Origin of the sequence: Streptomyces sp. NPDC001270 (assembly GCF_042896695.1) — a bacterium.
GTDB lineage: Bacteria > Actinomycetota > Actinomycetes > Streptomycetales > Streptomycetaceae > Streptomyces.
In genome coordinates, this window is sequence record NZ_JBIAXM010000043.1 from 1 (window position 1) to 25,713 (window position 25,713).

Sequence of the window (25,713 nt, forward strand, 5' to 3'; positions counted from 1 at the left end):
ACGCGTCGTCGTCATCGACTGGACCGAAACCGGCGCGTCCCCACCCACCGCCACCGAACCGACATGGATCTGCCGCGACACGCGGCGCTCGGCGATCGGCCGGGGCGGGATCTCGGGGACACCGAGGGAAATTGCGGTCATACGTGTCACTCCCGGTTCCCGGAGACCGTCTCGCGCATGGCGCGCAGCGACTCCTTGAGCGATCCCATGGTCGCGAGCACGGCGGTGGGCTCGTAGCCGCAGTGCGCCATGCAGTTGGCGCAGCGCGGGTCCTTGCCGCGGCCGTACTTGTCCCAGTCGGTCTTCTCGATCAGTTCGCGGTACGTCGGCACATACCCGTCGCTCATCAGGTAGCAGGGACGCTGCCAGCCGAAGAGCGAGTAGTTCGGGATCGCCCACGCGGTGCACGGGAAGTCGACCTTGCCCTCCAGGAAGTCCAGGAAGAGCGGGGAGTGGTTGAGCCGCCAGCGCCGCCGGTTGCCGCCCGAGAACGCCTTCTTGAACAGTTCGCGGGTCTGCTCGACGCCGAGGAAGTGCTCCTGGTCGGGGGCCTTCTCGTAGGCGTAGGCGGGCGAGATCATCATCTCGTCGACCTGGAGGTCGTCGTTCAGGAAGTTGAGCACCTCGACGATCGTCTGCGGGGTGTCCGTGTTGAAGAAGGTCGAGTTGGTGGTGACCCGGAAACCGCGTCGCTTGGCCTCCTTGATCGCCGCCACGGCCTCGTCGAACACGCCTTCCTTGGCAACGGACTCGTCGTGCCGCTCGCGCAGCCCGTCGATGTGCACGGCGAAGGCGAAGTAGGGCGAGGGCGTGAACTTGTCCATCTTCTTGCGCAGCAGCATGGCGTTGGTGCACAGGAAGACGAATTTCCGCTTGGCCACCAACTGCCGCACGATCTCGTCGATCTGCGGGTGCATGAGGGGCTCGCCGCCGGCGATCGACACCATCGGCGCGCCGGACTCCAGCACCGCGCCGACGGCCTGGGCCACCGGCATGCGCTGCTTGAGCACCCCGGCCGGGTGCTGGATCTTGCCGCAGCCCTCGCACTTGAGGTTGCAGGCGAACAACGGTTCCAGCTCGACGATGAGCGGGAACTTGTCGCGCTTGCGGAATTTCTGTTCAGCCAGGTATGTAGCGACCTTGATGGACTGACGCAGTGGCATGGCCATCTGGCTCACCTCCGAGGGAGCAGCAAAGAACGGTGCCATTCAAAAAATGCAGGAAGGACAGAGCGAAGAACACGGAAAGCGGATATTCCACCGCGCACCGTGCCGATCCGGACGAGTTCATGTTCTGGAGCGTCCACGACCACCCGGACCGCGGCAACGGGTCGCTCGCCCGTCCGCACGGCGCTCAGGAGCGTGGCGGCCGACTCCATGTCGACCGCGATCGCGCCGGTGTCGAGGAGATCCGACCGCTCGTTGCCCCGGACCACGTGGTCGGAGCCGGTGAGCGGGCCGGTGTGGACCGTGCGTCCGGGCACGGTCCGGGTGAGTTCCTTGACGAGCAGGTCGGTCCCCGCGCAGGGGACGTCGCCCCGCGGGTCCCGGGTCTCCTCGGCGACCACCAGGTCGCCGGGGTGCATACCGGGGGCGAGACCCGCGCAGAAGCCGGTGGCCACCACGGCGGCCCCGGCGAGCGCCGGTTCGGCGAGGGCCCGGGCGACGGAGCGTTCCGCCGCCCTCGGCCCCATCCCGGTCCGCAGGACCGTGACCGGCCCGTCGGCCCCGCCACGCTCGCCCGCGCGCAGGGCGAAGTGCTCGATGCCGAGCGCGCAGGCGATCAGCAGCGGGGCGGGCTGGGTACTCATCAGCCCCCCTCTCCGGCGGCGCGGGGCGCTCCGACACCCCGGTCGGTGAAGGGCTCGCCGTGCACGTACCGGCCGAGCGCGGTGAGCGGGAACACCTGCCGGTAGAGGTGGTAGTTGATGGAGAAGTCCCAGGGGAAGCCGGTGCCCGTGAAGTACGGCTCGTCCCAGGAGCCGTCCTCACGCTGGGTCTCGGCCAGCCACTGGACGCCACGCTCGACGGCCTTGGACTCCTTCTCCCCGGCCGCCAGCAGCGCCATCAGCGCCCACCCGGTCTGTGAGGCGGTCGAGGCGCCGCGCCCGCTCCAGTCCTTGTCGTCGTCGTAGGAGCGCAGGTCCTCGCCCCAGCCGCCGTCGTCGTTCTGGGTCGACTCCAGCCAGGAGACGGCGCGCCGGATCGCCGGGTGCGAGGTGGGCAGCCCGGCCGCGACCAGCGCGGGCACCGCGGATCCGGTGCCGTAGACGTAGTTGACGCCCCACCGTCCGAACCACGAGCCGTCCGTTTCCTGTGCGGCCAGCAGCCAGTCGACGCCGCGCCGGGTGCGCGGGTCGTCGGCCAGGCCCTCGACCGCGAGCATCTCGACGACGTGCGCGGTGACGTCGGCCGACGGCGGGTCGATGACCTCGCCGAAGTCGCAGAACGGCAGCCGGTTGGGGAACGGGCTGGTGTTGTCGGCGTCGAACGCGCCCCACGCCCCGTTCTTCGACTGCATGCCGAACAGCCAGCGCACCCCGCGTCCGATGGCCTTCTCGACCCGGTCCGGGTCGTGGTGCCTGACCCGGCGCAGGGCGAGCAGCACCTCGGCGGTGTCGTCGGTGTCGGGGTAGTTGTCGTTGTGGAACTCGAACGCCCAGCCGCTCGGCGGGAGTCCGGGCCGCTTGACCGACCAGTCGCCGGGCCGCACGATCTCCTCGCCGAGCATCCAGTCGGCGGCCTTGACGAGCCGCGGGTGCTCGGCGGGCAGGCCCGCGTCGGCGAGGGCGATCACGGCCAGGCAGGTGTCCCACACCGGGGACTGGCATGCCTCGATCATGCGGGAGCCGTCCTCGCGCCACACGGCGTACCGGTCCAGCGATTCCAGGCCCGCCCGCATCACCGGGTGGTCGAGGTCGTAGCCCAGCAGGTGCAGGGCGATGACCGAGTAGACGGCCGGCGGCTGGATGCCGCCGAAGCAGCCGTCGTTCTCCTGTCGCTCGATGATCCAGCGGGCCGCGGTGTTCATCGCGGCGCCGCGCAGCCGGCGCACGGCGATCGCGCGGTAGCCGCGCACCACCTTGTCCAGCCGCTGGAACAGGCCGTCCCAGCTCAGCGCCGGAGCGAGCGGCTGCGGCGGATTGGGGCGCGCCGGATCGGTGTGCAGCTCGTCCAGCGCGAACGGCGCGGGACGCACCGGGCGCTTCGCCGAGACGATGGTGAGCGGCACGATGGTCTGCCGCGCCCAGGACCCGAAGTTGTAGATGTTCAGCGGGAACCACTTCGGGAAATACATCAGCTCGGGCGGGAGTTCCGGCAGGTCCTCCCACTTCCACCAGCCGAACAGGGCCAGCCAGATCCGCGTGAAGACGCGGGCGGCGGCGATCCCGCCCCGCTCGCGCACCCAGGCGGACGCCTTGGCCATGTGCGGTTCGTCGGGCGCGTCGCCGGCCAGCCGGAGGGCGACGTACGCCTCGATGGTGGTCGAGAGCTCCCCGGGGCCGCCGTAGAAGGTGGCCCAGGAGCCGTCCGCGCGCTGTTCGCCGCGGATGTAGAGAGCCGCGCCGCGGGTCGTCGCCTCGTCGCGGATGCCCAGGAACTGGCGCAGAAGCAGATCCTCGGCGTCCATGGTGACGTTCGTTTCGAGGTCGCCCTTCCACCAGCCCTCGGCGTCCTGCTGCGTGAGCAGGAAGTCGGTGGCGCGCTGTACGGCGCGTGTGGCGGCGTTTTTTACCCCGTCCGCCGCGGGGGTTGTGAGCTGGACTTCGCTGGCCGAGGCAGCGCGGGGCGGCAGAGTGGCCCCGGTACTTCCGTCGGTCGTCGCTGTCATGGCTTCCCCTTCTTGCAGTCGTGCAAGTCGTGCTGCTGTGGGTCCGCCGTCGGCCGATGTCTGTCATCCCTCGACACCGGCCGGCGACTACGCGAGGGTCATTCGACTGATAGTGATCATCTCTTTCGGACTACTACGAAGTCGGCGAGCGCCGTGAACCGGGCCCGAACCTGCTCGGGCATGTCGATGGCGTTCAGGGCTTCGATGGCGATGGTGTACTGGCGGCGCGCCTCTTCGGCGGTCCACTCACGGCCGCCCGCTTCCTCGATGAGGGCCGCACGAGCCGCGAACTCCTCCTCGGAGAAGTTCGCGAAGTCGCTGCTCTTGGCGTCGGCGGCGAGCATCTCGCCGAGCCGCTCCGAGGCGGAGCCGCCCGCCGCGAGCGCGGCCACGACCGGCAGGGATTTCTTGCGCTGGCGCAGGTCGCTCCAGGTCTGCTTGCCGGTGGCCTCCGGGTCGCCCCAGATGCCGAGCAGGTCGTCGACGGCCTGGAAGGCCAGGCCGAGGTGGTAGCCGTACTTCTCCAGCGTGTCGGCGGTGCGGTCGTCCGCGCCGCCGAGCACCGCGCCGATGGAGGAGGCGCAGGCGAGCAGGGCTCCGGTCTTGTTTCCCTCCATCTCCAGGCACTCCGCGACGCTGACGCGGTCGCGGTGCTCGTAGGAGATGTCCTGTGCCTGACCGTCGATCAGGGCCCGGGTGGCGGTGGTCAGCCGGCGGGTGGCACGGCCCGCCTCGACCGTGGCCAGTTCCAGCAGGATCTCGTTGGCGAGGGCGAACAGGGCGTCGCCGACCAGGATGGCCTGGGCGGGGCCGTGCACCTTCCAGACGGTGTCGCGGTGCCGGCGCTGTTCGTCGCCGTCCATCAGGTCGTCGTGCAGCAACGAGAAGTTGTGGACCAGTTCGACGGCGACCGCACCGGGGATACCGGTCTCCGGCGCACCGCCGGTGACCTCGGCGGACAGCACGGCGAGCGCGGGGCGCACGGCCTTGCCGCCGTCCGAGTCGGCGGGGTTGCCCAGGGCATCGATCCAGCCGAAGTGATAGGCGGCCACGGTGTCCATGGGCGGGGCCAGGCGGTCGACGGCCGCCCGCAGTACCGGTGTGGCCAGGGTCCGGCCACGCTCCAGGAGCGCGGTCACGTCGACCGCGGTCGCTTGAGCGGCCGTCGCGGCCTCGGGCACAGTGGGCACGGTCTCTCCTCTTCTTGCAGTACGGGGGGTGCGGGGGCCTGCCGCATGCCGATCGGGCATCAGGCCGCCTCCTCGAACGCGAAGAGGTGACTCGGGCGGGGCCTGCCCAGGGCGCTGAGCGCCGCGTCCGCGGCACTCACACCGCTGCGGACCGCACTCTCCATGGTCGCGGGCCACCCGGTGGCGGTCCACGCTCCGGCCAGCCAGAGGCCGGGGGCATTGGTGCGGGCGCCGGGCCGCAGCCGTCCGACGCCCGGGGTGGGGGCGAACGTCGCCGTGCGCTCCCGGGTCACGAAGAAGTCCTTCACTTCCGCCTGGCGCGCGCCGGGGAGCAGCCGCTCCAGTTCGGGCAGGTAGCGCTCGCGCAGCACGGCCACGGGGGTGTCGATCTCGTCCTGCACGGCCGACTGGGACACGGCCAGATACTGGCCGGTGCGCAGCCCGGAGGCGTGGGTGCGGTCGAAGACCCACTGCACCGGGGTGCCCAGGGCCGCGAAGAACGGCCTGTTCAGCACCGTACGGTCGTAGATCACATGGACGTTGAGGATGGGCGCTGTGCCGATCCGCAGCAGCCGGTCGGGGTCGTCGAGGGCGCCGGGCGGGAGCAGACCGTGGGCCTCGCGCTGAGGCACGGCGAGCACGACCGCGTCGGAACGCAGCGTCTCACCGGGAACCTGAACGCTCCATCCGCCGTTCTCATCAGTGGAGACGGAGGTGACACGTGTACGGATCTCGGTACGGACACCCGCAGAGTCGAGCGCCTTGCGGGCCAGACGGTCGTGCAGTTCACCCAGGGGCACATGAGCCCAGCCGATATCGGCGGCGCCCGGGTCGGACAGCAGACCGGTCTTGAACACCATCGCGGCGAGCCCCAGCGAGGCGTCGCCCGCGACCGCGTTGAGGGTGGCGACCCCGACCAGGTCCCAGAGGGCCTCGACGGCGCGCGCCGACTGGCCATGAGCGGCCAGCCAGCCGCCGAAGTCCTGTGTGTCCAGGGTCGGATCGGCGAGGTCGAGTCCCTTGAGCGCGAGCGCGGCACGCCCCACCTTGGCCCGCTCGGCGAGTGACAGGTGCGGATACGAGGCCAGGCTCCGGCCCAGGTGCAGGGGTACGGGCAGCGGATCGCGCCGCAGTCTGCCGAGTCGCCGTCCCTCGGGTCTGGCGAGGTCGAGGACGGGTACGTCGAGGCGGTTCTGCACCGGCGCCAGCTCCGTTCCCCCGATCCGGTCGAGGAACCAGCGGTAGGCGGTGCAGCAGCGCAGGTACACGTGCTGGCCGTTGTCCACGGTCAGGTCGCCGCGTTGGAAGGAGAAGGCGAGGCCGCCCAGTCTGGGCCTGCTCTCCAGGAGCGTGACGCGGACGCCTGCGTCGGCGAGCGCGAGCGCGGCCGTGACACCGGCGAGACCGCCGCCGACCACGACGGCGCTGCGTCCGGTGTGCCCCGGGATGTCCGCCTGTGGCCCCTCGGACCGCTTGCCGTCGGTCATCGTGCGTCCTCCCGTGCCCGCCCGCCACGCCGGTGGCACGGCACGCGGCAGGTCATCTCAGTCAGGGACGCCGCGCCGCACCGGAGGGTTGCTCGTTCCCCGGCGGAGTCGCCGGGGTCTTCCTGTCCTCTCGCGTCCATCAGGCACGCCTCCTGACGGTCTGCCGGGCCACGTGCCGGGCGTCGAGTCCGGACAGCCCGCGCACGGCGACGTACGCCTTCTCGTGCCCGGGCAGCGAGACCCGGCCGCGCAGCACGGCCTCGGGCTCGCGCTCGATGCGGTCGAGCAGCCGGCGGTAGATCCCGGCCATGGCGGCGACGCACGCGCCGCTGCGCCGGTCGAGCATGGGCAGCAGCTGGTAGCCCTCGGCGAAAAGGGCCCGGGCCCGCCGCACCTCGAAGTGCACGAGACCCGCGAAGTCGGAACCCTCCGGCGGCGTCGGTCCGTTGAACCCGGCCGAGCAGCCGAACTTGGCGAGGTCGTCGGCCGGCAGATAGGTACGGCCGCCCTCGGCGTCCTCCCGGACGTCCCGGAGGATGTTGGTCAGCTGCAGGGCGAGGCCCAGCGTGTCGGCGTACTCGGAGGCGCGCTCGGCGCCGCGGGCCCCCGGTTCCGTGCCGAACACGCCGAGCGAGAGCCGGCCGATGGCCCCGGCCACGCAGCGGCAGTACACCTTCAGGTCGTCCCAGGTCTCGTACGCCTCACCGCGGACGTCCATCTGCACGCCGTCGATGAGTTCGTCCAGGCCCCCGAGCGGAATCGGGAACACCCGCGCGGCATGGGCGAGGGCAACGGCGACCGGGTCGGTGTCGTCCTCGGCGACCGCACCCGCACGGACCCGGGCGAGCAGCGCCCGGGTCTCGTCGAGCCGCGTGGCCTTGACGTCGTCCGCCAGCCCACCGTCGCCGATGTCGTCGACACGCCGGGACAAGGCGTACAGCGCCGACATCGCGCGCCGCTTGGGCGTCGGCAGCAGCCTGATGCCGTACGCGAAGTTACGGGCCTGCTGCCCGGTCACGGCCTCGCAGTAGCTATAGGCGGCGAGTACCGGTGCGGACACGTTCACTTCCGACTCCACAGCCCGGATCACCCCTCTCCTCGCAGAGTCACGCCCACCTCGCGCAGCAACTGGACCTTGCCGGGCTTGGGCGGGCCGGGAAGTACGTCGTATTCGGCAGCGGCGATCGCCCGGATCGCCGCCCTCCCCCCCGCCACGAATCCCGCGAGCAGCAGCTTCAACCTGCCGTGGACGCTACCCACCAGGGGGGCGCCTTCATTCAGGAGGTCGCGGGCGCGTTGAGCTTCGTACGCAACCAGGGCGCGCGCTGATGCGCCCGTGGTTTTCGCGGCGAGATCCGCCTCCTGGACACGAAAACGCTTCATGTCCTCGGCCGGCAGATAGATCCGGTCGCGGCCGAGGTCCTCGGCCACGTCCTGGAGGTGTTCGACGATCTGCAGCGCGGTGCAGATCGAGTCGGAGAGACGGATCCGCTCGGGGGTCGAGGTGCCGGTGACGGCGAGGACGAGGCGGCCGACGGGGTTGGCGGACAGTTCGCAGTACGCGAGGAGGTCGTCGTAGGTCTCGTACCGCTTGACGAGCTGGTCCTGGCGGTTGGCCGCGATCAGGCCGAGGAAGGGTTCGGGGGTCAGGGAGCGGCGGCGCACCGTGGGCTGGAGGCGCAGCAGCAGCGGGTGGCGTGGGGTGGCGTCGAAGACGCGGCGCAGATCGGCCTCGAAGGCGTCGAGGAGCACGAGCCGGTCCTCCGCGTCCGCGGGCGGCACACCGAGCAGCCGCGCGTCGGCACCGCCCGGGGCGAGGTCTCCGTCGCCGATGTCGTCGACGAGGCGGGCGAAGCCGTAGACCGCCATCAGGTCGTCGCGCCAGGGTCTGGGCAGGAAGAACGGAGCCACGGGGAAGTTCTCGCCCGCGGCCTTGTCGAGCGTGCCGCGCTCCGGGCTTCCCAGGCGCGCCGTGTCGATTCCCGTCACCGGGCACTGCCCGCGGCGGGGACGGCACATGCTGCGCTGAGCTGGGGAGTTTCCGTAGCCATTGCCGTCACATCTCCCGTTCTACACTGCCAAACCAATACACACTATTTCGGACACGCCGCCCAGCCGCCCGCGACGGCGCCCGGCGGAGGGTGTCGCGCATTATCGCCCCACTTGCCACTTTCCGGGACCGATACAGTTTACGTTGTACAACGCAGCGAGGTCCGTGGGGGTGTCCTGCACATCACAACAACACACCGATTGCCTCCAAGATTCCTTGACGGACCCCGAGTTGACGTTTCTTTTGCACACGAAGGGCCCCGCCGGAAAGGTTCCGGCGGGGCCCCGGGCGTGTCGGGCTACTTGCCCGTGAACTTCTCGTACTCCTTGAGCACCTCGTCGGTCGGTCCGTCCATCCGCAGTTCACCGCGCTCCAGCCACAGGACCCGGTCGCAGGTGTCCCGGATGGACTTGTTGTTGTGGCTGACCAGAAACACGGTGCCGGCTTCCTTGCGCAGCGCCCGGATGCGGTCCTCGGAGCGCCGCTGGAACTTGCGGTCACCGGTGGCCAGCGCCTCGTCGATCATGAGGACGTCGTGGTCCTTGGCCGCGGCGATGGAGAACCGCAGCCGGGCCGCCATGCCGGAGGAGTAGGTGCGCATGGGCAGGGTGATGAAGTCGCCCTTCTCGTTGATGCCGGAGAAGTCGACGATGTCCTGGTAGCGCTCCCTGACCTCCTCGCGCGACATGCCCATGGCCAGACCGCCCAGGATGACGTTGCGCTCGCCGGTGAGGTCGTTCATCAGGGCCGCGTTCACCCCGAGCAGCGAGGGCTGGCCGTTGGTGTAGACCTTGCCGCTCTCGGCGGGCAGCAGCCCTGCGATGGCCCGCAGCAGGGTGGACTTGCCGGACCCGTTGGAGCCGATCAGACCGACGGCCTCGCCCCGGTGGGCGATGAACGACACGCCGCGCACGGCGTGCACCTTGCGCACGCCCCGTGCCGCGTCGTCGGAGCCCCGCCCGAGGATGCGGCTGAGGGCGGCGGTGGCGCTGCCCCTGCCGGTACGGGCGCCGTTGACGCGGTAGACGATGTGCAGGTCCTCCGCGATGACGGTCGGGACGGGCTGTCCGGTGTTCTGCTCAGCCACGGCCGTACCTCTCCTCCGCCTTCCAGAAGTACACGAACCCCCCGGCGAAGGCGGCCACGGCCCAGAAGAGGGCGATGCCCCAGACGTGCGGCGGCAGGTTCGCGGAGCCGTAGCCGTCGATGAGCGCGAAGCGCATCAGGTCCATGTAGACCGCGGCCGGGTTGACCTGGAGCACGCGCACGATCCACTCGGGACGGCCTTCGAGCATCTTGTTGATCGAGAACATGACGCCGGAGGTGTACATCCAGGTCCGCAGCACGAACGGCATCAGCTGGGCCAGGTCCGGCGTCCCGGCTCCCAGGCGGGCGATGACCAGCGCGAGCCCGGTGTTGAAGAGGAACTGCAGCGCGAGCGCCGGCACGATCAGCAGCCAGGACAGACCGGGATAGCTGCCGAAGCCGACCGCCACCACGAACAGCACGATCATCGAGAAGAGCAGCTGCTGGAGCTGCTGGAGCGCGAAGGAGATCGGCAGCGAGGCCCGCGGGAAGTGCAGGGCCCGCACCAGACCCAGGTTGCCGGAGATCGCGCGCACGCCCGACATGATCGAACTCTGCGTGAAGGTGAACACGAACACACCGGTCACCAGGAACGGGATGTACACGTCGTGCGACATGCCCCGGCTGGCGTGGAGGATCAGGCCGAAGATGAAGTAGTAGACGGCCGCGTTCAGCAGCGGGGTGGCCACCTGCCACACCTGGCCGAGTTTGGCCTGGCTGTACTGGGCCGTCAGTTTCGCCTGGGAGAAGGCGAGGATGAAGTGCCGCCGCCCCCAGAGCTGCCGGACGTACTCACCGAGCGAAGGCCGGGCGCCGCTCACGGTCAGCCCGTACTTGACGGCGAGCTGCCCCGGCGTCAGTCCCTCGTCGGACGACCGGGCCGCGGTCGTCGCGATCCCGCCGTCGTGCGCTGTCTCACTCACGCGTGGAAACTTTCCTCTTCGAATGCGTCATCGAGTTCGTCCAGGCGCCGCGCGGCCCCCTTGGACCGAGCTTGTCAGATCACCGGGGGCCGGCCCAGTCGGGTCAGCCGCCACACCGTACGCCACTTCATGGGCCGGCGCGGCCCGCACGCGGTGGCCCAGCCCTCCCGGAACCCGCCGAACCAGGCTTGCAGGGCCGAGCGGGAGGGGCGGCGCAGCAGGGTGAGCAGCAGCCAGACCCCCAGGTACACCGGGACCAGGAGCGCGGGGAGGTTGCGGCGGGCCAGCCAGACCCGGTTGCGGGCGACCATGCGGTGGTACACCGCGTGCCGGGAGGGGGCGGTCGTCGGGTGGTACAGCACCATGTCGGAGCGGTAGTCGATCATCCAGCCCGCGTCCAGGGCGCGCCAGGCCAGGTCGGTCTCCTCGTGGGCGTAGAAGAACGCGTCCGGCAGGCCGCCGACCTCGGCGAAGACCCTGGTGCGGACGGCGTTGGCACCGCCGAGGAAGGTGGTGACCCGGGAGGAGCGCATCGGGTCGGCGGCGCGCAGCCGCGGCACGTGCCGGCGCTGGGTCTCGCCGGTCTCCGGATCGGCGATGCGGAAGCTGACGATGCCGAGCCGCGGGTCCGCGGCGAAGGCCGTGCGGCACAGCTCGGCGGTGTCGTGGCGGGCGAGCAGTCCGTCGTCGTCGAGGAAGAGGAGTATGTCGACGTCGCGGCCGCCGGGTCCGAAGGCTTCCGTGCCCACGTTGCGACCGCCCGGTATGCCCAGGTTCTCGGGCAGTTCCATGGTGCGTACGCCCTCGGGGACGTCCGGCACGGGCGAGCCGTTGCCGACGACGACCACCTCGACCGGGTCGCCGTCCTGTTTGGCGACCGAGTCGAGCAGGGCGCGCAGTTCGTCGGGGCGGTTTCCCATGGTGATGATCACCGCGCCGACCCGCAGCGGTGGGGAGGTGTCCACGGCGCTCACCGCAGCCGGCTGGAGACGAGGACGGACACCAGGTGCAGCAGGGTCTGCAGCAGCGCGATGCCGGCCAGCACCGCGGTGCCCAGCCGGGTGAAGAACAGATCGCCCCTGATCGCGTCCGCCACGGCCAGGACCAGGATCAGCAGGGTGGCCTCGATCCCGAGGATCAGCCGGTGGAACTTGAGGGCCGCGGCGGCCCTGCGGGCCAGCGCCATCCCGGACGAGCGCGGCTCGGCGGCGGATTCCGCGACCGGCGGCAGCCCGCCCTGGTGACGGGCCACGCCCACGAGGTCCGTCTCGGCCTTGACGAGGATCGCGCCGAGCGCGGCGAGCGTCCCGAGGAAGGCCCACAGCCAGTCGATCCGGCCGGGCCCCCACAGGTCGGCGGCACGCAGCCCCAGGCCGACCAGGACCGCGGCATCGGTCAGATAGGCACCGACCCGGTCCAGGTAGACCCCGCCGAGCGAGTACTGCTGCTTCCAGCGGGCGACCTCGCCGTCGACGCAGTCCAGCAGCAGGTACAGCTGGACCGCCAGCAGGCCGAGCACGGCGCCCGCGATCCCCGGCACCAGCAGCGCCGGGGCGGCGAGGACGCCGAAGACGGTCATCAGGTAGGTGAGCTGGTTGGGCGTGACCCGCGTGGTGACCAGATAGCGGTCCACGCGCAGGGACACCTCGCGCATGTAGAGGCGCCCCATCCAGTGCTCGCCGCTGCGCCGGTCCTTGACCCCGGGGGGATGGACGACCGTACGCAGTTCAGCTACCGATGGCCTTGACATAGTCGACGTAGATGTCCTTGATCTGATGGGTTTTGAGGTCGAGGTGTTCGAGGATCGTGTAGCGGCCCGGCCGGGTCTCCGGAGCGAACTCCACGACCCGGACGAATTCGTCCGCCGTGAAGCCGATCTCGTGCGGCAGGACCGGCAGGCCGTGCCTGCGCAGCACCTCGGCCATGTACGCCGCTTCCTCGTGCGCCCCCCGCAGGTACATCGCGAAGGCCGCGCCCAGCCCGCACTGCTCGCCGTGGCTCGCCGCGCGCTGGGGGAACAGCAGGTCGAAGGCGTGGTTGATCTCGTGGCAGGAGCCGGAGGACGGGCGGGAGTCGCCCGACACGGACATCGCGACACCGCTGAGGACCAGCGCTTCGGCGAGCACCTGGAGGAAGTCGTTGTCGCCGATGCCGCCCGGGTGCCGCAGCACGGCCTCGCCGGCCTGCCGGGCCATCGCCGCGGCCAGGCCGTCGATCTTCTCGCCGGTGACACGGTTCGCCAGCTCCCAGTCGGCGATCGCGTTGACGTTGGAGACCGCGTCGCCGATGCCCGAGCGGACGAAACGGACGGGGGCCTCGTGGATCACGTCCAGGTCGATGACGACCGCGATCGGGTTGGGCACGCCGTAGGAGCCGCGGCCCGCGTCGTTGTCGAGGGTGGCGACGGGCGAGCAGAGGCCGTCGTGCGCGAGGTTCGTCGGGACGGCGACCAGCGGCAGGCCGACCCGGGCCGCGGCGAACTTGGCGCAGTCGATGATCTTGCCGCCGCCGAGGCCCACCACCGCGTCGTAGCGGCCGGCCTTTATGGCCCCGGCCAGCCGGACCGCGTCGTCGAGGGTGCCCCCGCCGACCTCGTACCAGGAGGCGCCCGGCAGAGAGGGGGCGACCCGCTCGCGCAGCAGCGCGCCGGAGCCGCCGCTGACGGCGACGGCCAGCCGCCCGGAGTGCGAGATGCGTTCGTCGGCCAGCACACCGGCCAGGTCGTCGAGGGCACCCGGGCGGATGTCCACCACGACCGGCGAGGGGATGAGCCGGGTCAGTACTGGCACGCGATCTCCCGTCCCCGGGCGAGATCGTCGTGGTTGTCGATCTCGACCCAGCGCACGTCGCCGATCGGAGCCACGTCGATCCGGAAGCCGTGGTCGACGAGTTCCTGGTAGCCGTGCTCGTAGAACTGCTGCGGATCGGCCTCCCACACGGTCCTGAGCGCGGCGGCCAGTTCGGGGGCGGCGTCGCCCTCGATGAGGGTGACGCCGATGTACTCGCCGGTGGCCTCGGCCGGGTCCATCAGCTTGGTGATCCGCCGCATGCCCCTGCCGGGCTCGGCAACGACCTTCATCTCCTCGTCGGCCAGCGACTTCACCGTGTCCACGGCGAGGATGATCTTCTTGTCGCCGCCGCGGGCGTCCAGCAGGGTCCGTTCGACGGAGACCGGGTGGACGGTGTCGCCGTTGGCGAGGATCGCGCCGTCCTTGAGGGCGTCACGGCCGCACCACAGGGAGTAGGCGTTGTTCCACTCCTCGGCCTTGTCGTTGTCGATGAGAGTGAGCTTCAGGCCGTACGTCCGCTCCAGGGCCGCCTTGCGCTCGTACACGGCCTCCTTGCGGTACCCGACGATGATCGCGGCCTCGGTCAGGCCGATCTCGGCGAAGTTGCCGAGGGTGAGGTCGAGCACCGTGGCCTGGTCCTCTATCCCCGACTGCCCCGCGTCACGCACCGGCACCAGAGCCTTGGGGAGGCTGTCCGTGTAGGGCCGCAGGCGCCGTCCGGCGCCGGCCGCAAGCACGAGGCCGATCATGCGGGTTCTCCTTCGTCGTGTACGGCGGGCGCGCCACCCAGGTGGGAGGCCACCCAGAAGCGGATGCTCTCGGCGAGCACCAGCAGGGCGACGACCACGGCGAGGACCGTGAGCGCGACCTTGAACTGCGCGGCGGTGAGCACCGCGGCCAGAACGGTGACGAGCAGCGTCCGCCCCTCGTGCCCCCCGATGGCGCGCACCAGCCAGGCCGGCGGCGCTCCGGCGCCACCGCGGATCCGGTACACCGTGTCGTAGTGATGGTAGGCGACGGCGGCCACCAGGCCGAAAGCCGCAGGAAGGGTTCCGTTCACCCCGGATATGGCCGCGAGGGCGAGCACGGTGCCGTACTCGGCGGCCCGGAAGAAGGGCGGTACCAGCCAGTCGAGGGTGCCCTTGAGGGGGCGGGCGACGGCGAGGCCCGAGGTCACGGCGTAGACGACGGCCCCGGCCACGGGCAGTGGGCTGCCGGGGTCGGACAGCGCGGCGGCGCAGACGACGACGGCTCCGCCGACGAGCGCGGCGGCGGGGACGGCGAAACCGGGCAGTCCCCGAGGAACAGCGCGGGCGAGCACCTGCGCGAGCGGACCGGAGTCCGCGAGGTCCGCCAGCGCCCGCGCGGCCCGGTCCGTGCGGTGCGCCCTGCGGGTCAGCGAGCGCAGCACCCGGCCGGCGGTGGTGTAGGCCGCAGCGCAGGCGCAGCCGACGAGCAGCACCCAGAAGGTGATGCGGGGGGTGGCGACGGCCGTGAGGACGGCGATCATGGCCCATCGTTCGCCGATGGGCAGGACTATCATCCGGCGCAGCCACACCGTCCAGCCGACGCTGTCGAGCCGGTCGGAGAGGGCGGCGGTGGGGCTGGTGTTGGCGGTGGCGTCGTGGTTGGCCTCGTTGAACGAGAAGTCGACGACATGCCGGCAGGTCTGCAGGACCATCGCGCCGAGGGCGAGGGCCCAGACGTCGTCGCCGCCGCGGGCCGCGCCGAGGGCGAGGCCCGCGTAGTACGCGTACTCCTTGGCCCGGTCGAAGGTGGCGTCCAGCCAGGCGCCGAGCGTGGAGTACTGCAGCGAGTAGCGGGCGAGCTGGCCGTCGGTGCAGTCCAGCACGAAGGAGAAGATCAGCAGGAGGCCGGCGGCGACGAAGCCGCCGCGGGTACCGGTGGCCGCGCAGCCCGCCGCGATCAGCGCGGTGATCAGCGAGGCGGTGGTGACCTGGTTGGGGGTCAGGCCGCGACGGGCGCACCAGCGGGCGAGGTAGCGCGAGTACGGGCTGACGCAGAACGTGGTGAAGAAACCGTCGCGGGCCTTCACGGCCGACTTCAGGCGTACGGCCTCGTCGTCGACGGCGGCGACGGCCTGCCGGGCCTCGTTGCGCGCCTGCGGGTCACCGGGGACGACGGCGACCAGGCTGCCCAGCTCGGGGCGGTGCACCTCGGCGCCGTCGGCGTCCAGGACGGTGACGATCCGGTCGGCGAGGCTGTCCACGGCCAGCGCCGTGCCGTGAGCCGTGCCGCCGCCAGCCGTGGTCGGCCGCGCCAGCGCGCGGGTCAGGGCCTCACGGCCGGCCGGCCGGGCGGTGACGGCGCCCGCGATGGCGGCGAGCGGGAAGCGGGGGTCGGTGAGGCCGAGGCGCAGCGCGTGCGGGTGGCCGACGAAACGGGCATCGACGAGGGCCACGCGGCGGTCGGCCGGTACGGCGGCGAGGAGTGCCGCGGCGTCGGCGGCGTCCGCGGCCGACCGCACCTCGAAGCCGAGGGACCGCAGATCGTTCTCCAGTGACGATCCGGGCACCGGCTGACCGGTGACGATGGCGGTCGACAACCGAACTCACTCCCTGGGTGCCGACGCGTCCGCGCCGGTCGTCTGCTGGGTCGGGGCGCCGCTCGTCCATGGCTCCCGGGCGGCATGTCGGCAGAGGTTATCGGATACCTGGGGGACCTTGTTCACCGGCCGTTAACGGGACGGTCGACACGGTCTGACCCGGCCTTTGCCGAGATCATCATCAGCGATCAGGGCCCGACCGCCAAACCACGCCCCACGGTTGCGCCCGCAGAACAGGCAGGAGCGGACACAGCAGATGTTCCGTATGTATCTGTACATGGGGCGCGTCCGTATCTGTATGTGAAGGGCGTCCGGACAGCGCCACGGGACACCCGGTGCGTCCGGCCCCGCCGCCGGCCGGCCGGCCGGTCGGCGCCCCGGACGGGGCGGTGGCGCGCCAACTGCCTGCTGCTGCTCGGTGTCGGCGGCTACGTCCTTACGGAGGCCGTCCAGCGGTTCATGACGCCGACCGCCACCGAGGGCGGGCTGACCATCGCGTTCGGCACGATCGGCCTGCTGGCGAACATGATCTCGCTCACGCTGCTGCGAGGCCGGCAGGAGAGCCTGAACGTGCGCGGCGCGTTCCTGGAGGTGGCCGCGGACGCCCTGGGCTCGCTCGCGGTGCTCGTCTCGGCCGCGCTGATCCTGACCACCGGCTGGCAGCCCGCGGACCCGATCGCCTCGCTGGTCATCGGCCTGATGATCGTCCCGCGTACGGTGAAGCTGCTGCGCGAGACCCTGGACGTACTGCTGGAGGCGGCGCCGAAGGGCGTCGACATGGCGCAGGTGCGTGCGCACATCCTGGCGCTGGACGGCGTGGAGGACGTCCACGACCTGCACGCCTGGAGATCACCTCCGGTCTTCCGGTGCTCTCCGCACACGTGGTCGTGCGCTCGGACACGCTCAACGCCGTCGGGCACGAGAAGACACTGCACGACCTGCGGGGCTGTCTCGGACACCACTTCGACGTGGCACACTGCACCTTCCAGTTGGAGCCGGGCGGACACGTGGCGCACGAGGCGAATGTGTGCCTGTGACGCATGCCCCGGGACGCACCCCGCCGGAGCCCGGCGGTCCGGCGCACCCTTCGATCGGGTGTTCGGGGGCCCCGGGCGGTTCCCGGGCGGACGCGTCGGGCACGATCGTCTACCGGGTCCCCCTTCCGGCGGCCGGAGCGGCCGCGGTCCGTCCCGCGCGCGGGACATGCGGACGTGCCGGGGAAGTGCCGGGAGTGCCGGATTCGTACGGCAGACTTGGGGTGCGAAGACCGAGGCGAAGGATGGTTATGCCGATCACACCTGCCAGCACGACGCACAGTTCGTCGAACGGCACCGCAGAGGCGATTTTGCTGGAACTGGTCGACGAGAAGGGTGTGACGATCGGCACCGCGGAGAAGCTCGCCGCCCATCAACCGCCGGGACGGTTGCACCGCGCCTTCTCGGTGTTCCTCTTCGACGAGCACGGCCGGCTGCTGCTCCAGCAGCGGGCGCTCGGCAAGTACCACTCCCCCGGTGTGTGGTCCAACACCTGCTGCGGCCATCCCTACCCGGGCGAGGCGCCGTTCGCGGCGGCGGCCCGGCGCACCCACGAGGAGCTGGGGGTGTCGCCCTCGTTGCTCGCGGAGGCGGGCACAGTGCGCTACAACCATCCGGATCCCGCCTCGGGCCTGGTCGAGCAGGAGTACAACCACCTGTTCGTCGGTCTGGTGCAGGCCACCGCGGCGCCGGACCCCGAGGAGGTCGCGGCGACCGTCTTCGTCACCCCGGCCCAACTGGCGGAGCGGCACGCGCGGGACACCTTCTCCACCTGGTTCATGACCGTCCTGAACGCGGCCCGGCCCGCGATCAGGGAGCTGACCGGGGATTCCGCAGGCTGGTGAGACACCTCACCGCGGCCGAGCGGGTTTGAGCGGCAGGGCGGCCCAGATCACCTTGCCGCCACTCGCCGTGTGCGCCACGTCGAGCGTGCCGCCCGCCTCCCGGGCCACCTCGCGCACCAGGAGCAGTCCCCGCCCGCCGGTCCGGCCGTGGTCGGCCTCCAGGGCGGTCGGGCGGTAGGGGTGGCTGTCCTCCACCGACACGCGCACCCACTCGGCGCCGACGGCGACCTCCACGGCGAGCATCGGCGACAGCAGCGCCGCGTGTTTGACCGCGTTGGTGACCAGTTCGGACACGATCAGCAGCAGCCCGTGGACCAGGTCCTCCGAGACCGGCACGCCCTGGCGCGCGAGCAGGTCCCGGACGGCGTGTCGCGCCTGCGGCACCGACGCGTCGACGGCGGGGGCGGTGAACCGCCAGACTCCTTCGTACGGCAGTGGATCCGGCGTTCGCCGGTCGTCCCGCCCGGGGCGCGGGCCGTACCTGCGCCCATCGTCGTCCATGGTCCGGTCGCCACCCTCGCACTCGATTGTCACCACACGTGGAATGGTGGCAACGCTCCGCTCCGGTCCACCGGAGTGAACACAAATCAGCTGCGATCGAGCGTTTCTGACCGTTGGCGTATGACCTGGTCAGGTGCGGGACTGCTCCTGTCGCCCGCGGGCCGTCTTCGCGAACTCTTCTGTTTGTACGGCTCGTCCGACCACGCCCGATAGCATCCGGCTCATGGAGCCCCAGCTGTTGCACTCGGTCACCGACTCGGTCGCCACCGTCGTGGTCCACCACCCGGCCAAACGCAACGCCATGACGGCCGCCATGTGGCGCTCGCTGCCGCCGCTGCTCGACGCCCTGGCCGCCGATCCGGGCGTGCGGGCACTGGTGCTCACCGGTGAGGGCGGCACCTTCTGCGCCGGGGCCGACATCTCGACCCTCAAGGACTCGCCCGAGGAGGCGCAGCGGCTCGCCGTGGCCGCCGAGGAGGCGCTCGCCGCGTTCCCGAAGCCGGCGCTCGCGGCCGTGCAGGGTCACTGCGTGGGCGGCGGGGCGCAGCTCGCGGCAGCCTGCGACCTGCGGTTCGCCGAGGCCGGGGCGCAGTTCGGGGTGACTCCGGCGAAGCTCGGGATCGTCTATCCGGCGTCCGCGACCCGGCGGCTGGTCTCGCTCGTGGGTCCCGCCACCGCCAAGTACCTGCTGTTCTCGGGCGAGCTGATCGACGCGGACCGGGCGCTGCGCACGGGGCTCGTCGACGAGGTGCTGCCGGAGGGCGAACTGGACAAGCGGGTGGCGGAGTTCGGCCGGATCCTGGCCTCCCGGTCGCAGCTGACGCAGGCCGCGGCCAAGGAGTTCGCGAACGGCCGCACGGACCGGGACGGCCACTGGGCGCGGCAGGCGGGCGGCAGCGGCGACACCGCGGAGGGCGTCGCCGCATTCCTGGAGCGCCGCCCGCCGCGCTTCACCTTCAGCGTGTCTGCGCCTCGCTGAAGCGGCTACGGGTGCGGAACCTCTCGACGAGGTGGGCGGGCGCCTTCTCAGGGGAACCCGCGTCGTAGGGCGGCTGGGGGTCGTACTCCGTCAGCAGCTGCACCGCCTGCGCCTGTTCGTCGCCGGCGATCCGGCCCAGCAGGGCGAGACCCATGTCGATGCCGGAGGAGACACCGGCCGCGGTGACGTACGTGCCGTCGAAGACGACCCGCTCCCCCGTCGGCCGCGCGCCGAACCCCTTCAGGATGTCGAGCGCCAGCCAGTGCGAGGTGGCACGCCGGCCGTCGAGCAGTCCGGCGGCGGCGAGCAGCAGCGAGCCGGTGCACACCGAGGTCGTCCAGGTACTGGTGGCGTCGGCAGCCCGCAGCCAGTCCAGGAGGACCGGGTTGTCCATCTGCGGGGTCTGGCCGGGGCCGCCGGGGACGACCACGATGTCGGGGCCCGGCACGTCGGCGAGCGTCCGGTCGGCCGTGAGCGCGAGGTTTCCCGACTCGTTGCGCACGGGTCCGGTGTGCTCGGCGACGAACACGGTCTCGGCGCCGGGGAGACGGCCGAGCGTCTCGTAGGGCCCCACGGCGTCCAGGGCGGTGAAGCGGTCGAAGAGGACGATGGCGATCTGCATGGGTTTCCTTTCCGGGCGGCACGACGACGCGGCGCCTGGCCCGCGGTGCGCGGGCACGGGTGTGCGCGGCGCGCGCTCGCCTCCGGGACGTGTCCAGGTGCGGTGCTCGGCTGGTCGGGGCCAGGTCGGTCGGGGCTCAGGCGGTCGGGACGGCTGGTGCCGGACGGGCGGCACGGTCGGGGGCCGGACGGCCGGCACGGTCGGTGTCGATGGCCGGCACGGCCGGGGTCAGCCGATCGGGGCGGGGCGGAAACGACGGCGGTATTCGGCCGGGGGCGCGCCCAGCGCCCTGGTGAAGGCGCGGCGCATCGCCTCGGGCGTGCCGTAGCCGCTGGCCCGGGCTACCGCCTCGATGCCGTCGCCGGTGTCCTCCAGCAGACGACGGGCGTGTTCCAGGCGTACCCGGTCGACGTAACGGCCGGGCGTCATGCCCGTCTCGGCCTGGAAGGCGCGCGCGAAGTGGCGCGGGGAGAGCGCGGCCCGGGCGGCCAGCGCCTCAACGGTCAGGTCCGCTGCCGGATGCTCGGTGATCCACCGCTGCACCTCCTGGAGGGGTTCACGCCGGGCGGTCTGCGCCGCGAGCTGGGCGCTGAACTGGGCCTGGTTGCCGGGCCTGCGCAGGAAGACCACGAGACGGCGGGCGACCGTGAGCGCGACGTCCCGGCCCAGGTCCTCCTCGACGAGGGCGAGCGCGAGGTCGATGCCCGCGGTGACCCCGGCCGAGGTGGCGACCCGCCCGTCGCGTACGTAGATGGGGTCCGCGTCGACCCGCACGGCCGGGTGGTCGCGGGCCAGCCGGTCGCAGTACGCCCAGTGCGTGGTGGCCCGCAGTCCGTCCAGGAGGCCGGCCTCGGCGAGCCGGAGCGCGCCCGTGCAGACGGAGACCAGACGCTCGGCACGCGGGCCGTGGACGCGCAGCCACGCGGTCAGCCGGGGATCGGACCGTCGGGTGCCGGGCCCGCCGGTGACGAGCAGCGTGTGTGGATCGGACACCTCGTCGAGTGCTTCGTCCGGCACCAGGGTGAGACCGCTGGACGTACGCACCGCGGCCCCGTCCAGGGACGCGGTACGGATCCGGTACGTCCCCGGGGAACACAGCTCGGCCCCGGCGAAGACCTCCACCGGGCCGGTGACGTCGATGCTCTGCACCTCGTCGAAGAGAACGACGAGGACGGTTCGCTGCGCCATACCGTCGATTCTTCGCGACCCCGGCGACGGCCGCAATGACGCATTTCCCACCTTTCCTGCCATCGGACGGGCCGACGCGCCCGTGCGTCGGGTGCGCCCTGATCCCGGGTTGTCGGTGCCACCTGCCACAATTGCCGCGCAACCTCAGTGGAGAAGGCGGTACGGGATCGTGACGACACCCGGGTCCCTCGAAGTAGGGTCCATCGAAGGCAGGATCGCCGAGGAACTCGGCGTACGGGAGCGGCAGGTGAAGGCCGCGGTGGAGCTGCTCGACGGCGGTTCGACGGTGCCCTTCATCGCCCGCTACCGCAAGGAAGCGACCGAGATGCTCGACGACGCGCAGCTGCGCACACTCGAAGAGCGGCTGCGCTACCTGCGGGAGCTGGAGGAGCGACGGACGGCGATCCTGGAGTCGGTGCGCGAGCAGGGCAAGCTCACCGAGGAGCTGGAGGCGCAGATCCGGGGCGCCGAGACCAAGGCGCGTCTGGAGGACATCTACCTGCCGTACAAGCCGAAGCGGCGGACCAAGGCGCAGATCGCGCGCGAGGCGGGTCTTGAGCCGCTTGCGGAGGGCCTGCTCGGCGACCCGACGGTCGAACCGACCGCCGCTGCCGCCGCCTTCGTCGACGCCGACAAGGGCGTCGCCGATCCGCAGGCCGCCCTGGACGGCGCGCGGGCCATCCTCACCGAGCGGTTCTCGGAGGACGCCGACCTGATCGGCGAGTTGCGCGAGCGCATGTGGACGCGGGGGCGGCTGGCCGCCAAGGTGCGCGAGGGCAAGGAGGAGGCGGGCGCCAAGTTCGCCGACTACTTCGACTTCGCCGAGCCGTTCACCGAACTGCCCTCGCACCGCGTCCTCGCGATGCTGCGCGGTGAGAAGGAGGAGGTCCTGGACCTCGTCCTGGAGCCGGAGGAGCCGGCCGAGTCGCCGACGTCCGCGTCGTCGTACGAGGGGATGGTGGCGCACCGCTTCGACATCGTCGACCGTGGCCGTCCGGCCGACAAGTGGCTGCGGGACACGGTGCGCTGGGCGTGGCGCACCCGGATCCTCGTCCACCTCGGCATCGACCTGCGCCTGCGACTGCGCACGGCCGCCGAGGACGAGGCGGTCGACGTGTTCGCCGCCAACCTGCGGGACCTGCTGCTCGCCGCGCCGGCGGGCACCCGTGCCACGCTGGGCCTGGACCCCGGCTTCCGTACGGGCGTGAAGGTGGCCGTGGTCGACGCGACCGGCAAGGTGGCGGCGACGGACGTCATCCATCCGCACGTGCCGGCCAACCGGTGGGACGAGGCGATCGCCGCCCTGGCCCGGCTGGCGAAGGAGCACGCGGTCGAACTCGTCGCGATCGGCAACGGCACGGCGTCCCGGGAGACCGACAAGCTCGCCGGCGAACTCATCACCAAACACCCGGAGTTGAAGCTCACCAAGGTGATGGTGTCGGAGGCCGGCGCCTCGGTGTACTCGGCCTCCGCCTACGCCTCGCAGGAACTGCCGGACATGGACGTGTCGCTGCGCGGCGCGGTCTCGATCGCCCGGCGGCTGCAGGACCCGCTGGCCGAACTGGTGAAAATCGACCCGAAGTCGATCGGCGTGGGTCAGTACCAGCACGACCTGTCCGAGGTGAAGCTGTCCCGCTCGCTGGACGCGGTGGTCGAGGACTGTGTGAACGGCGTGGGCGTGGACGTCAACACGGCGTCCGTGCCGCTGCTCGCGCGGGTGTCCGGCATCTCCTCCGGCCTGGCCGAGAACATCGTGACGCACCGGGACACGAACGGACCGTTCACGTCCCGCTCCGAACTGAAGAACGTGGCCCGGCTGGGCCCGAAGGCGTTCGAGCAGTGCGCGGGCTTCCTGCGCATCCGCGGCGGCACCGACCCGTTGGACGCCTCCAGCGTGCACCCGGAGGCGTATCCGGTGGTGCGGCGGATGGTGAAGACCAGCGGTCAGGAGGTGGCCGCCCTGGTGGGCAACACGGGGCTGCTGCGTTCGCTGAAGCCGTCCGAGTTCGTCGACGACACGTTCGGACTGCCGACCGTGAGCGACATCCTCAAGGAGCTGGAGAAGCCCGGCCGCGACCCGCGGCCCGCGTTCAAGACGGCCACCTTCAAGGAGGGCGTGGAGAAGATCTCCGACCTCGCGTCCGGGATGGTCCTGGAGGGCGTGGTCACGAACGTGGCGGCCTTCGGGGCGTTCGTGGACGTCGGTGTCCACCAGGACGGTCTCGTCCATGTCTCGGCGATGTCGCGGACGTTCGTCAAGGACCCGCGGGACGTCGTGAAGCCCGGGGACATCGTCAAGGTGAAGGTCCTCGACGTGGACATCCCGCGCAAGCGGATCTCGCTGACGCTGCGGCTGGACGACGAGGCCGCGCCGCAGGGGCAGCAGCAGCGCGGCGGTGGCGGCCGCCCGCCGCAGCAGCGTCAGGGCCAGCGGCAGGGACAGGGCCAGCGCCAGCGGCAGGGGCAGGGCCGCGGCGGCGACCGGGGCGGACGTCAGGCACCGCCGCCCGCCAACAGCGCGATGGCGGACGCGCTGCGGCGCGCGGGTCTCCTCGACTCGAAGAACGACCGCCGCTGAACCGACACGCTCGAACGGACCGGGCCCGGCTCCTCCGGTACGACGGGAGGAACCGGGCCCGGTCCCCGTCCGGTTCGGCAGCGGCATGATGGTTGTGTACGGCTGTGCTCCGGTGCCGGGGCCGCCGGGCGGCTCGCTCCGCGTTCGCTTCCACCTTCGCCTCCGGCGCCCGGTCGGCTGCGCGCCTCGCGCCGCCGGCCGGGAGGCGCGGGCGTCGCCCCGCGGGTACCTCAGCTGTCTTCCGCGGCGGCCCGGAGCCGGACGCGAGCGGTGCCCCGGCCGGCCGGCCGGCCGGGCCGTGTCGGGCCGTCGGCCCGGTCGGTCAGCGCTCGCCGACCTTGCCGTCGGCCACCTCCAGGCGGCGGGTGACCCGGACGGCGTCCAGCATGCGGCGGTCGTGGGTGACCAGGAGCAGCGTGCCCTCGTAGGCGTCGAGGGCCGATTCGAGCTGTTCGATGGCGGGCAGGTCGAGATGGTTGGTCGGCTCGTCGAGGACCAGGAGGTTCACACCCCGGCCCTGGAGGAGTGCCAGGGCGGCCCGGGTGCGCTCGCCCGGCGAGAGGGTCGCGGCGGGGCGCAGCACATGGTCCGCTTTCAGGCCGAACTTGGCGAGCAGGGTGCGGACATCGGCGGGCTCGGTGTCCGGGACCGCGGCGCGGAACGCGTCCAGCAGGGACTCCGCGCCGTGGAACAGCGCGCGGGCCTGGTCCACCTCACCGACCAGGACGCCCGAGCCGAGCGCGGCGTGCCCGGCGGCCGGCGGGACCCGGCCGAGCAGCACGCCGAGCAAGGTCGACTTGCCCGCGCCGTTCGCGCCGGTCACGGCGATCCGGTCCGCCCAGTCGATCTGGAGTGACACCGGGCCGAGGACGAAGTCCCCACGGCGCACCTCCGCGTCCCTGAGCGTGGCGACGACGGCGCCGGAGCGGGGCGCGGAGGCGATCTCCATGCGCAGTTCCCACTCCTTGCGCGGCTCCTCGACGACGTCCAGCCGTTCGATCATGCGCTGGGTCTGCCGGGCCTTCGCGGCCTGCTTCTCGCTGGCCTCGCTGCGGAACTTACGGCCGGCCTTGTCGTTGTCGTTGCCCGCCTTGCGGCGCGCGTTGCGTACGCCCTTGTCCGTCCAGGCACGCTGCATCTGCGCCCGGTCCTGAAGGGCGGCCTTCTTGTCGGCGTACTCCTCGTAGTCGTCCCGGGCGTGCCGCCGGGCGACCTCCCGCTCCTCCAGATAGGCCGCGTAGCCACCGCCGTAGAGGTTGATCTGCCGCTGGGCGAGGTCGAGTTCGAGGACCTTGGTGACGGTGCGGGTGAGGAATTCACGGTCGTGGCTGACGACGACGGTGCCCGCCCGCAGGCCGGTCACGAAGCATTCGAGGCGGTCCAGGCCGTCCAGGTCGAGGTCGTTGGTGGGTTCGTCGAGCAGGAAGACGTCGTAGCGGGACAGCAGCAGCGAGGCGAGTCCGGCGCGGGCCGCCTGGCCGCCGGACAGCGAGGTCATCGGCTGGTCGGGGCCGACGGCCAGCCCGAGCGTGTCGATGACCTCCTCGGTCCGCTCCTCCAGGTCCGCGCCGCCCAGGCCGAGCCAGCGCTCCAGGGCGGCGGCGTAGGCGTCGTCGGCGCCGGGCGCGCCGTCGACGAGTGCCTGGGTGGCCTCGTCCATCCGGCGCTGGGCGCGGGCGACGCCGGTGCGGCGGGCCAGGAACTCGCGCACGCTCTCGTCCGGCCTGCGCTCGGGCTCCTGCGGCAGGTGGCCGACGGTCGCGGTCGGCGGGGAGAGCCGCAGTTCGCCCTGCTCGGGCGGGACGAGACCGGCGAGCAGCCGCAGGAGCGTGGACTTGCCGGCGCCGTTGGCGCCGACCAGACCGATCACGTCCGCGGGCGCGACGACGAGGTCGAGGCCGGAGAAGAGCGAGCGGTCGCCGTGCCCGGCGGCGAGGTTCTTGGCGACGAGGGTGGCAGTCATCAGAGCGCCGATCCTAGTCGTCCGGCGCCCCGGTGCTCAGCCGGGATCGCCGCGCGTCACCGGCGCCACCAGCGCTCCCCC

The 25,713-nt window shown here is 71.7% G+C and carries 22 protein-coding genes and 2 pseudogenes; 4 read left to right on the forward strand and 20 right to left on the reverse strand.

Going from position 1 to position 25,713, the window contains the following annotated elements; genetic code table 11:
* The 16 genes and pseudogenes from ACFY2B_RS40215 to ACFY2B_RS40290 form a co-directional block, all read right to left on the reverse strand.
* Positions 1 to 141 (reverse strand): annotated as a pseudogene (locus ACFY2B_RS40215) (4-hydroxy-3-methylbut-2-en-1-yl diphosphate synthase); the annotation flags it as partial.
* A 5-nt stretch (positions 142 to 146) separates the two neighbouring features.
* Positions 147 to 1,169 carry an adenosyl-hopene transferase HpnH gene (gene hpnH / locus ACFY2B_RS40220; RefSeq protein WP_376533890.1) on the reverse strand — a complete coding sequence of 341 codons (1,023 nt, stop codon included), beginning with the start codon at positions 1,167 to 1,169 and terminating at the stop codon, positions 147 to 149.
* 5 nt (positions 1,170 to 1,174) lie between these two features.
* On the reverse strand, positions 1,175 to 1,810 hold the full coding sequence (locus tag ACFY2B_RS40225) for a 1-hydroxy-2-methyl-2-butenyl 4-diphosphate reductase (RefSeq protein WP_390768018.1): 636 nt from the start codon (positions 1,808 to 1,810) through the stop codon (positions 1,175 to 1,177).
* The gene (shc, locus tag ACFY2B_RS40230) at positions 1,810 to 3,831 is read right to left on the reverse strand and encodes a squalene--hopene cyclase (protein ID WP_390768019.1); all 2,022 of its coding nucleotides are present in this window, start codon (positions 3,829 to 3,831) and stop codon (positions 1,810 to 1,812) included. The genes ACFY2B_RS40225 and shc overlap by 1 nt, the downstream gene beginning before the upstream one ends.
* Before the next feature lie 116 nt (positions 3,832 to 3,947).
* Positions 3,948 to 5,081 carry a polyprenyl synthetase family protein gene (locus ACFY2B_RS40235; protein WP_390768020.1) on the reverse strand — a complete coding sequence of 378 codons (1,134 nt, stop codon included), beginning with the start codon at positions 5,079 to 5,081 and terminating at the stop codon, positions 3,948 to 3,950.
* On the reverse strand, positions 5,081 to 6,508 hold the full coding sequence (gene hpnE / locus ACFY2B_RS40240) for a hydroxysqualene dehydroxylase HpnE (protein ID WP_390768021.1): 1,428 nt from the start codon (positions 6,506 to 6,508) through the stop codon (positions 5,081 to 5,083). Before hpnE ends, ACFY2B_RS40235 begins: the two co-directional genes overlap by 1 nt.
* Entirely contained in the window at positions 6,505 to 6,648 is a 144-nt protein-coding gene (locus tag ACFY2B_RS40245; protein WP_390768022.1) for a DUF6380 family protein, read from the reverse strand. Before ACFY2B_RS40245 ends, hpnE begins: the two co-directional genes overlap by 4 nt.
* Positions 6,648 to 7,598 (reverse strand): presqualene diphosphate synthase HpnD, encoded by a 951-nt coding sequence (gene hpnD, locus ACFY2B_RS40250; RefSeq protein WP_390768023.1) that lies wholly within the window; start codon positions 7,596 to 7,598, stop codon positions 6,648 to 6,650. The genes ACFY2B_RS40245 and hpnD overlap by 1 nt, the downstream gene beginning before the upstream one ends.
* Positions 7,595 to 8,497, reverse strand: coding sequence for a squalene synthase HpnC (hpnC, locus tag ACFY2B_RS40255; protein WP_390768024.1), 903 nt, complete (start codon positions 8,495 to 8,497; stop codon positions 7,595 to 7,597). The genes hpnD and hpnC overlap by 4 nt, the downstream gene beginning before the upstream one ends.
* 359 nt (positions 8,498 to 8,856) lie before the next feature.
* Complete coding sequence (locus ACFY2B_RS40260) at positions 8,857 to 9,645, reverse strand: ABC transporter ATP-binding protein (protein ID WP_390768025.1); 789 nt, start codon at positions 9,643 to 9,645, stop codon at positions 8,857 to 8,859.
* Complete coding sequence (locus ACFY2B_RS40265; protein ID WP_376533907.1) at positions 9,638 to 10,567, reverse strand: ABC transporter permease; 930 nt, start codon at positions 10,565 to 10,567, stop codon at positions 9,638 to 9,640. The genes ACFY2B_RS40260 and ACFY2B_RS40265 overlap by 8 nt, the downstream gene beginning before the upstream one ends.
* Positions 10,568 to 10,641: 74 nt before the next feature.
* Positions 10,642 to 11,514, reverse strand: a complete 873-nt coding sequence (locus ACFY2B_RS40270) for a glycosyltransferase family 2 protein (protein ID WP_390768059.1) — start codon at positions 11,512 to 11,514, stop codon at positions 10,642 to 10,644.
* Between the two features lie 23 nt (positions 11,515 to 11,537).
* Positions 11,538 to 12,317, reverse strand: a complete 780-nt coding sequence (locus ACFY2B_RS40275; RefSeq protein ID WP_390768026.1) for a CDP-alcohol phosphatidyltransferase family protein — start codon at positions 12,315 to 12,317, stop codon at positions 11,538 to 11,540.
* On the reverse strand, positions 12,295 to 13,356 hold the full coding sequence (locus ACFY2B_RS40280) for an iron-containing alcohol dehydrogenase family protein (protein WP_390768027.1): 1,062 nt from the start codon (positions 13,354 to 13,356) through the stop codon (positions 12,295 to 12,297). The genes ACFY2B_RS40275 and ACFY2B_RS40280 overlap by 23 nt, the downstream gene beginning before the upstream one ends.
* Positions 13,344 to 14,105: a sugar phosphate nucleotidyltransferase gene (locus tag ACFY2B_RS40285; RefSeq protein ID WP_390768028.1), complete on the reverse strand. Its 762-nt coding sequence runs from the start codon at positions 14,103 to 14,105 to the stop codon at positions 13,344 to 13,346. Before ACFY2B_RS40285 ends, ACFY2B_RS40280 begins: the two co-directional genes overlap by 13 nt.
* Positions 14,102 to 15,922 carry a DUF5941 domain-containing protein gene (locus ACFY2B_RS40290; protein ID WP_390768029.1) on the reverse strand — a complete coding sequence of 607 codons (1,821 nt, stop codon included), beginning with the start codon at positions 15,920 to 15,922 and terminating at the stop codon, positions 14,102 to 14,104. The genes ACFY2B_RS40285 and ACFY2B_RS40290 overlap by 4 nt, the downstream gene beginning before the upstream one ends.
* Before the next feature lie 396 nt (positions 15,923 to 16,318).
* On the opposite strand from ACFY2B_RS40290, the pseudogene ACFY2B_RS40295 reads away from it, so the two are divergent.
* Positions 16,319 to 16,959, forward strand: a pseudogene (locus tag ACFY2B_RS40295) (cation diffusion facilitator family transporter); the annotation flags it as partial.
* Positions 16,960 to 17,207: 248 nt separating this feature from the next.
* The gene (idi, locus tag ACFY2B_RS40300) at positions 17,208 to 17,801 is read left to right on the forward strand and encodes an isopentenyl-diphosphate Delta-isomerase (protein WP_390768030.1); all 594 of its coding nucleotides are present in this window, start codon (positions 17,208 to 17,210) and stop codon (positions 17,799 to 17,801) included.
* A 6-nt stretch (positions 17,802 to 17,807) separates the two neighbouring features.
* Here idi and ACFY2B_RS40305 read toward each other — a convergent pair whose 3' ends face one another.
* Complete coding sequence (locus ACFY2B_RS40305; RefSeq protein ID WP_390768060.1) at positions 17,808 to 18,302, reverse strand: ATP-binding protein; 495 nt, start codon at positions 18,300 to 18,302, stop codon at positions 17,808 to 17,810.
* A gap of 223 nt (positions 18,303 to 18,525) precedes the next feature.
* Here ACFY2B_RS40305 and ACFY2B_RS40310 point away from each other — a divergent pair, with 223 nt between their 5' ends.
* The gene (locus ACFY2B_RS40310; RefSeq protein ID WP_390768031.1) at positions 18,526 to 19,281 is read left to right on the forward strand and encodes an enoyl-CoA hydratase/isomerase family protein; all 756 of its coding nucleotides are present in this window, start codon (positions 18,526 to 18,528) and stop codon (positions 19,279 to 19,281) included.
* Here the strand turns inward: ACFY2B_RS40310 and ACFY2B_RS40315 are convergent.
* Positions 19,259 to 19,903 carry a DJ-1/PfpI family protein gene (locus tag ACFY2B_RS40315; protein ID WP_390768032.1) on the reverse strand — a complete coding sequence of 215 codons (645 nt, stop codon included), beginning with the start codon at positions 19,901 to 19,903 and terminating at the stop codon, positions 19,259 to 19,261. The two genes, ACFY2B_RS40310 and ACFY2B_RS40315, sit on opposite strands and share 23 nt — an antisense overlap.
* A gap of 228 nt (positions 19,904 to 20,131) precedes the next feature.
* Positions 20,132 to 21,091, reverse strand: coding sequence for a GlxA family transcriptional regulator (locus ACFY2B_RS40320; protein ID WP_390768033.1), 960 nt, complete (start codon positions 21,089 to 21,091; stop codon positions 20,132 to 20,134).
* Positions 21,092 to 21,260: 169 nt separating this feature from the next.
* Here ACFY2B_RS40320 and ACFY2B_RS40325 point away from each other — a divergent pair, with 169 nt between their 5' ends.
* On the forward strand, positions 21,261 to 23,669 hold the full coding sequence (locus ACFY2B_RS40325; RefSeq protein ID WP_390768034.1) for a Tex family protein: 2,409 nt from the start codon (positions 21,261 to 21,263) through the stop codon (positions 23,667 to 23,669).
* Between the two features lie 322 nt (positions 23,670 to 23,991).
* Here ACFY2B_RS40325 and ACFY2B_RS40330 read toward each other — a convergent pair whose 3' ends face one another.
* Positions 23,992 to 25,632, reverse strand: a complete 1,641-nt coding sequence (locus tag ACFY2B_RS40330) for an ABC-F family ATP-binding cassette domain-containing protein (RefSeq protein ID WP_390768035.1) — start codon at positions 25,630 to 25,632, stop codon at positions 23,992 to 23,994.
* Positions 25,633 to 25,713: the final 81 nt, after the last annotated feature.

Coding starts and splice junctions, on each gene's coding strand:
- ACFY2B_RS40275 (WP_390768026.1), bottom strand. CDS start 12,317: ATGTCAAGGCCATCGGTAGCTGAACTGCGTACGGTCGTCCATCCCCCC.
- ACFY2B_RS40320 (WP_390768033.1), bottom strand. CDS start 21,091: ATGGCGCAGCGAACCGTCCTCGTCGTTCTCTTCGACGAGGTGCAGAGC.
- ACFY2B_RS40285 (WP_390768028.1), bottom strand. CDS start 14,105: ATGATCGGCCTCGTGCTTGCGGCCGGCGCCGGACGGCGCCTGCGGCCC.
- ACFY2B_RS40235 (WP_390768020.1), bottom strand. CDS start 5,081: ATGCCCGATCGGCATGCGGCAGGCCCCCGCACCCCCCGTACTGCAAGA.
- ACFY2B_RS40330 (WP_390768035.1), bottom strand. CDS start 25,632: ATGACTGCCACCCTCGTCGCCAAGAACCTCGCCGCCGGGCACGGCGAC.
- ACFY2B_RS40315 (WP_390768032.1), bottom strand. CDS start 19,903: ATGCAGATCGCCATCGTCCTCTTCGACCGCTTCACCGCCCTGGACGCC.
- ACFY2B_RS40310 (WP_390768031.1), top strand. CDS start 18,526: ATGGAGCCCCAGCTGTTGCACTCGGTCACCGACTCGGTCGCCACCGTC.
- ACFY2B_RS40245 (WP_390768022.1), bottom strand. CDS start 6,648: ATGGACGCGAGAGGACAGGAAGACCCCGGCGACTCCGCCGGGGAACGA.
- ACFY2B_RS40225 (WP_390768018.1), bottom strand. CDS start 1,810: ATGAGTACCCAGCCCGCCCCGCTGCTGATCGCCTGCGCGCTCGGCATC.
- idi (WP_390768030.1), top strand. CDS start 17,208: ATGCCGATCACACCTGCCAGCACGACGCACAGTTCGTCGAACGGCACC.
- ACFY2B_RS40305 (WP_390768060.1), bottom strand. CDS start 18,302: ATGGACGACGATGGGCGCAGGTACGGCCCGCGCCCCGGGCGGGACGAC.
- hpnE (WP_390768021.1), bottom strand. CDS start 6,508: ATGACCGACGGCAAGCGGTCCGAGGGGCCACAGGCGGACATCCCGGGG.
- shc (WP_390768019.1), bottom strand. CDS start 3,831: ATGACAGCGACGACCGACGGAAGTACCGGGGCCACTCTGCCGCCCCGC.
- hpnH (WP_376533890.1), bottom strand. CDS start 1,169: ATGGCCATGCCACTGCGTCAGTCCATCAAGGTCGCTACATACCTGGCT.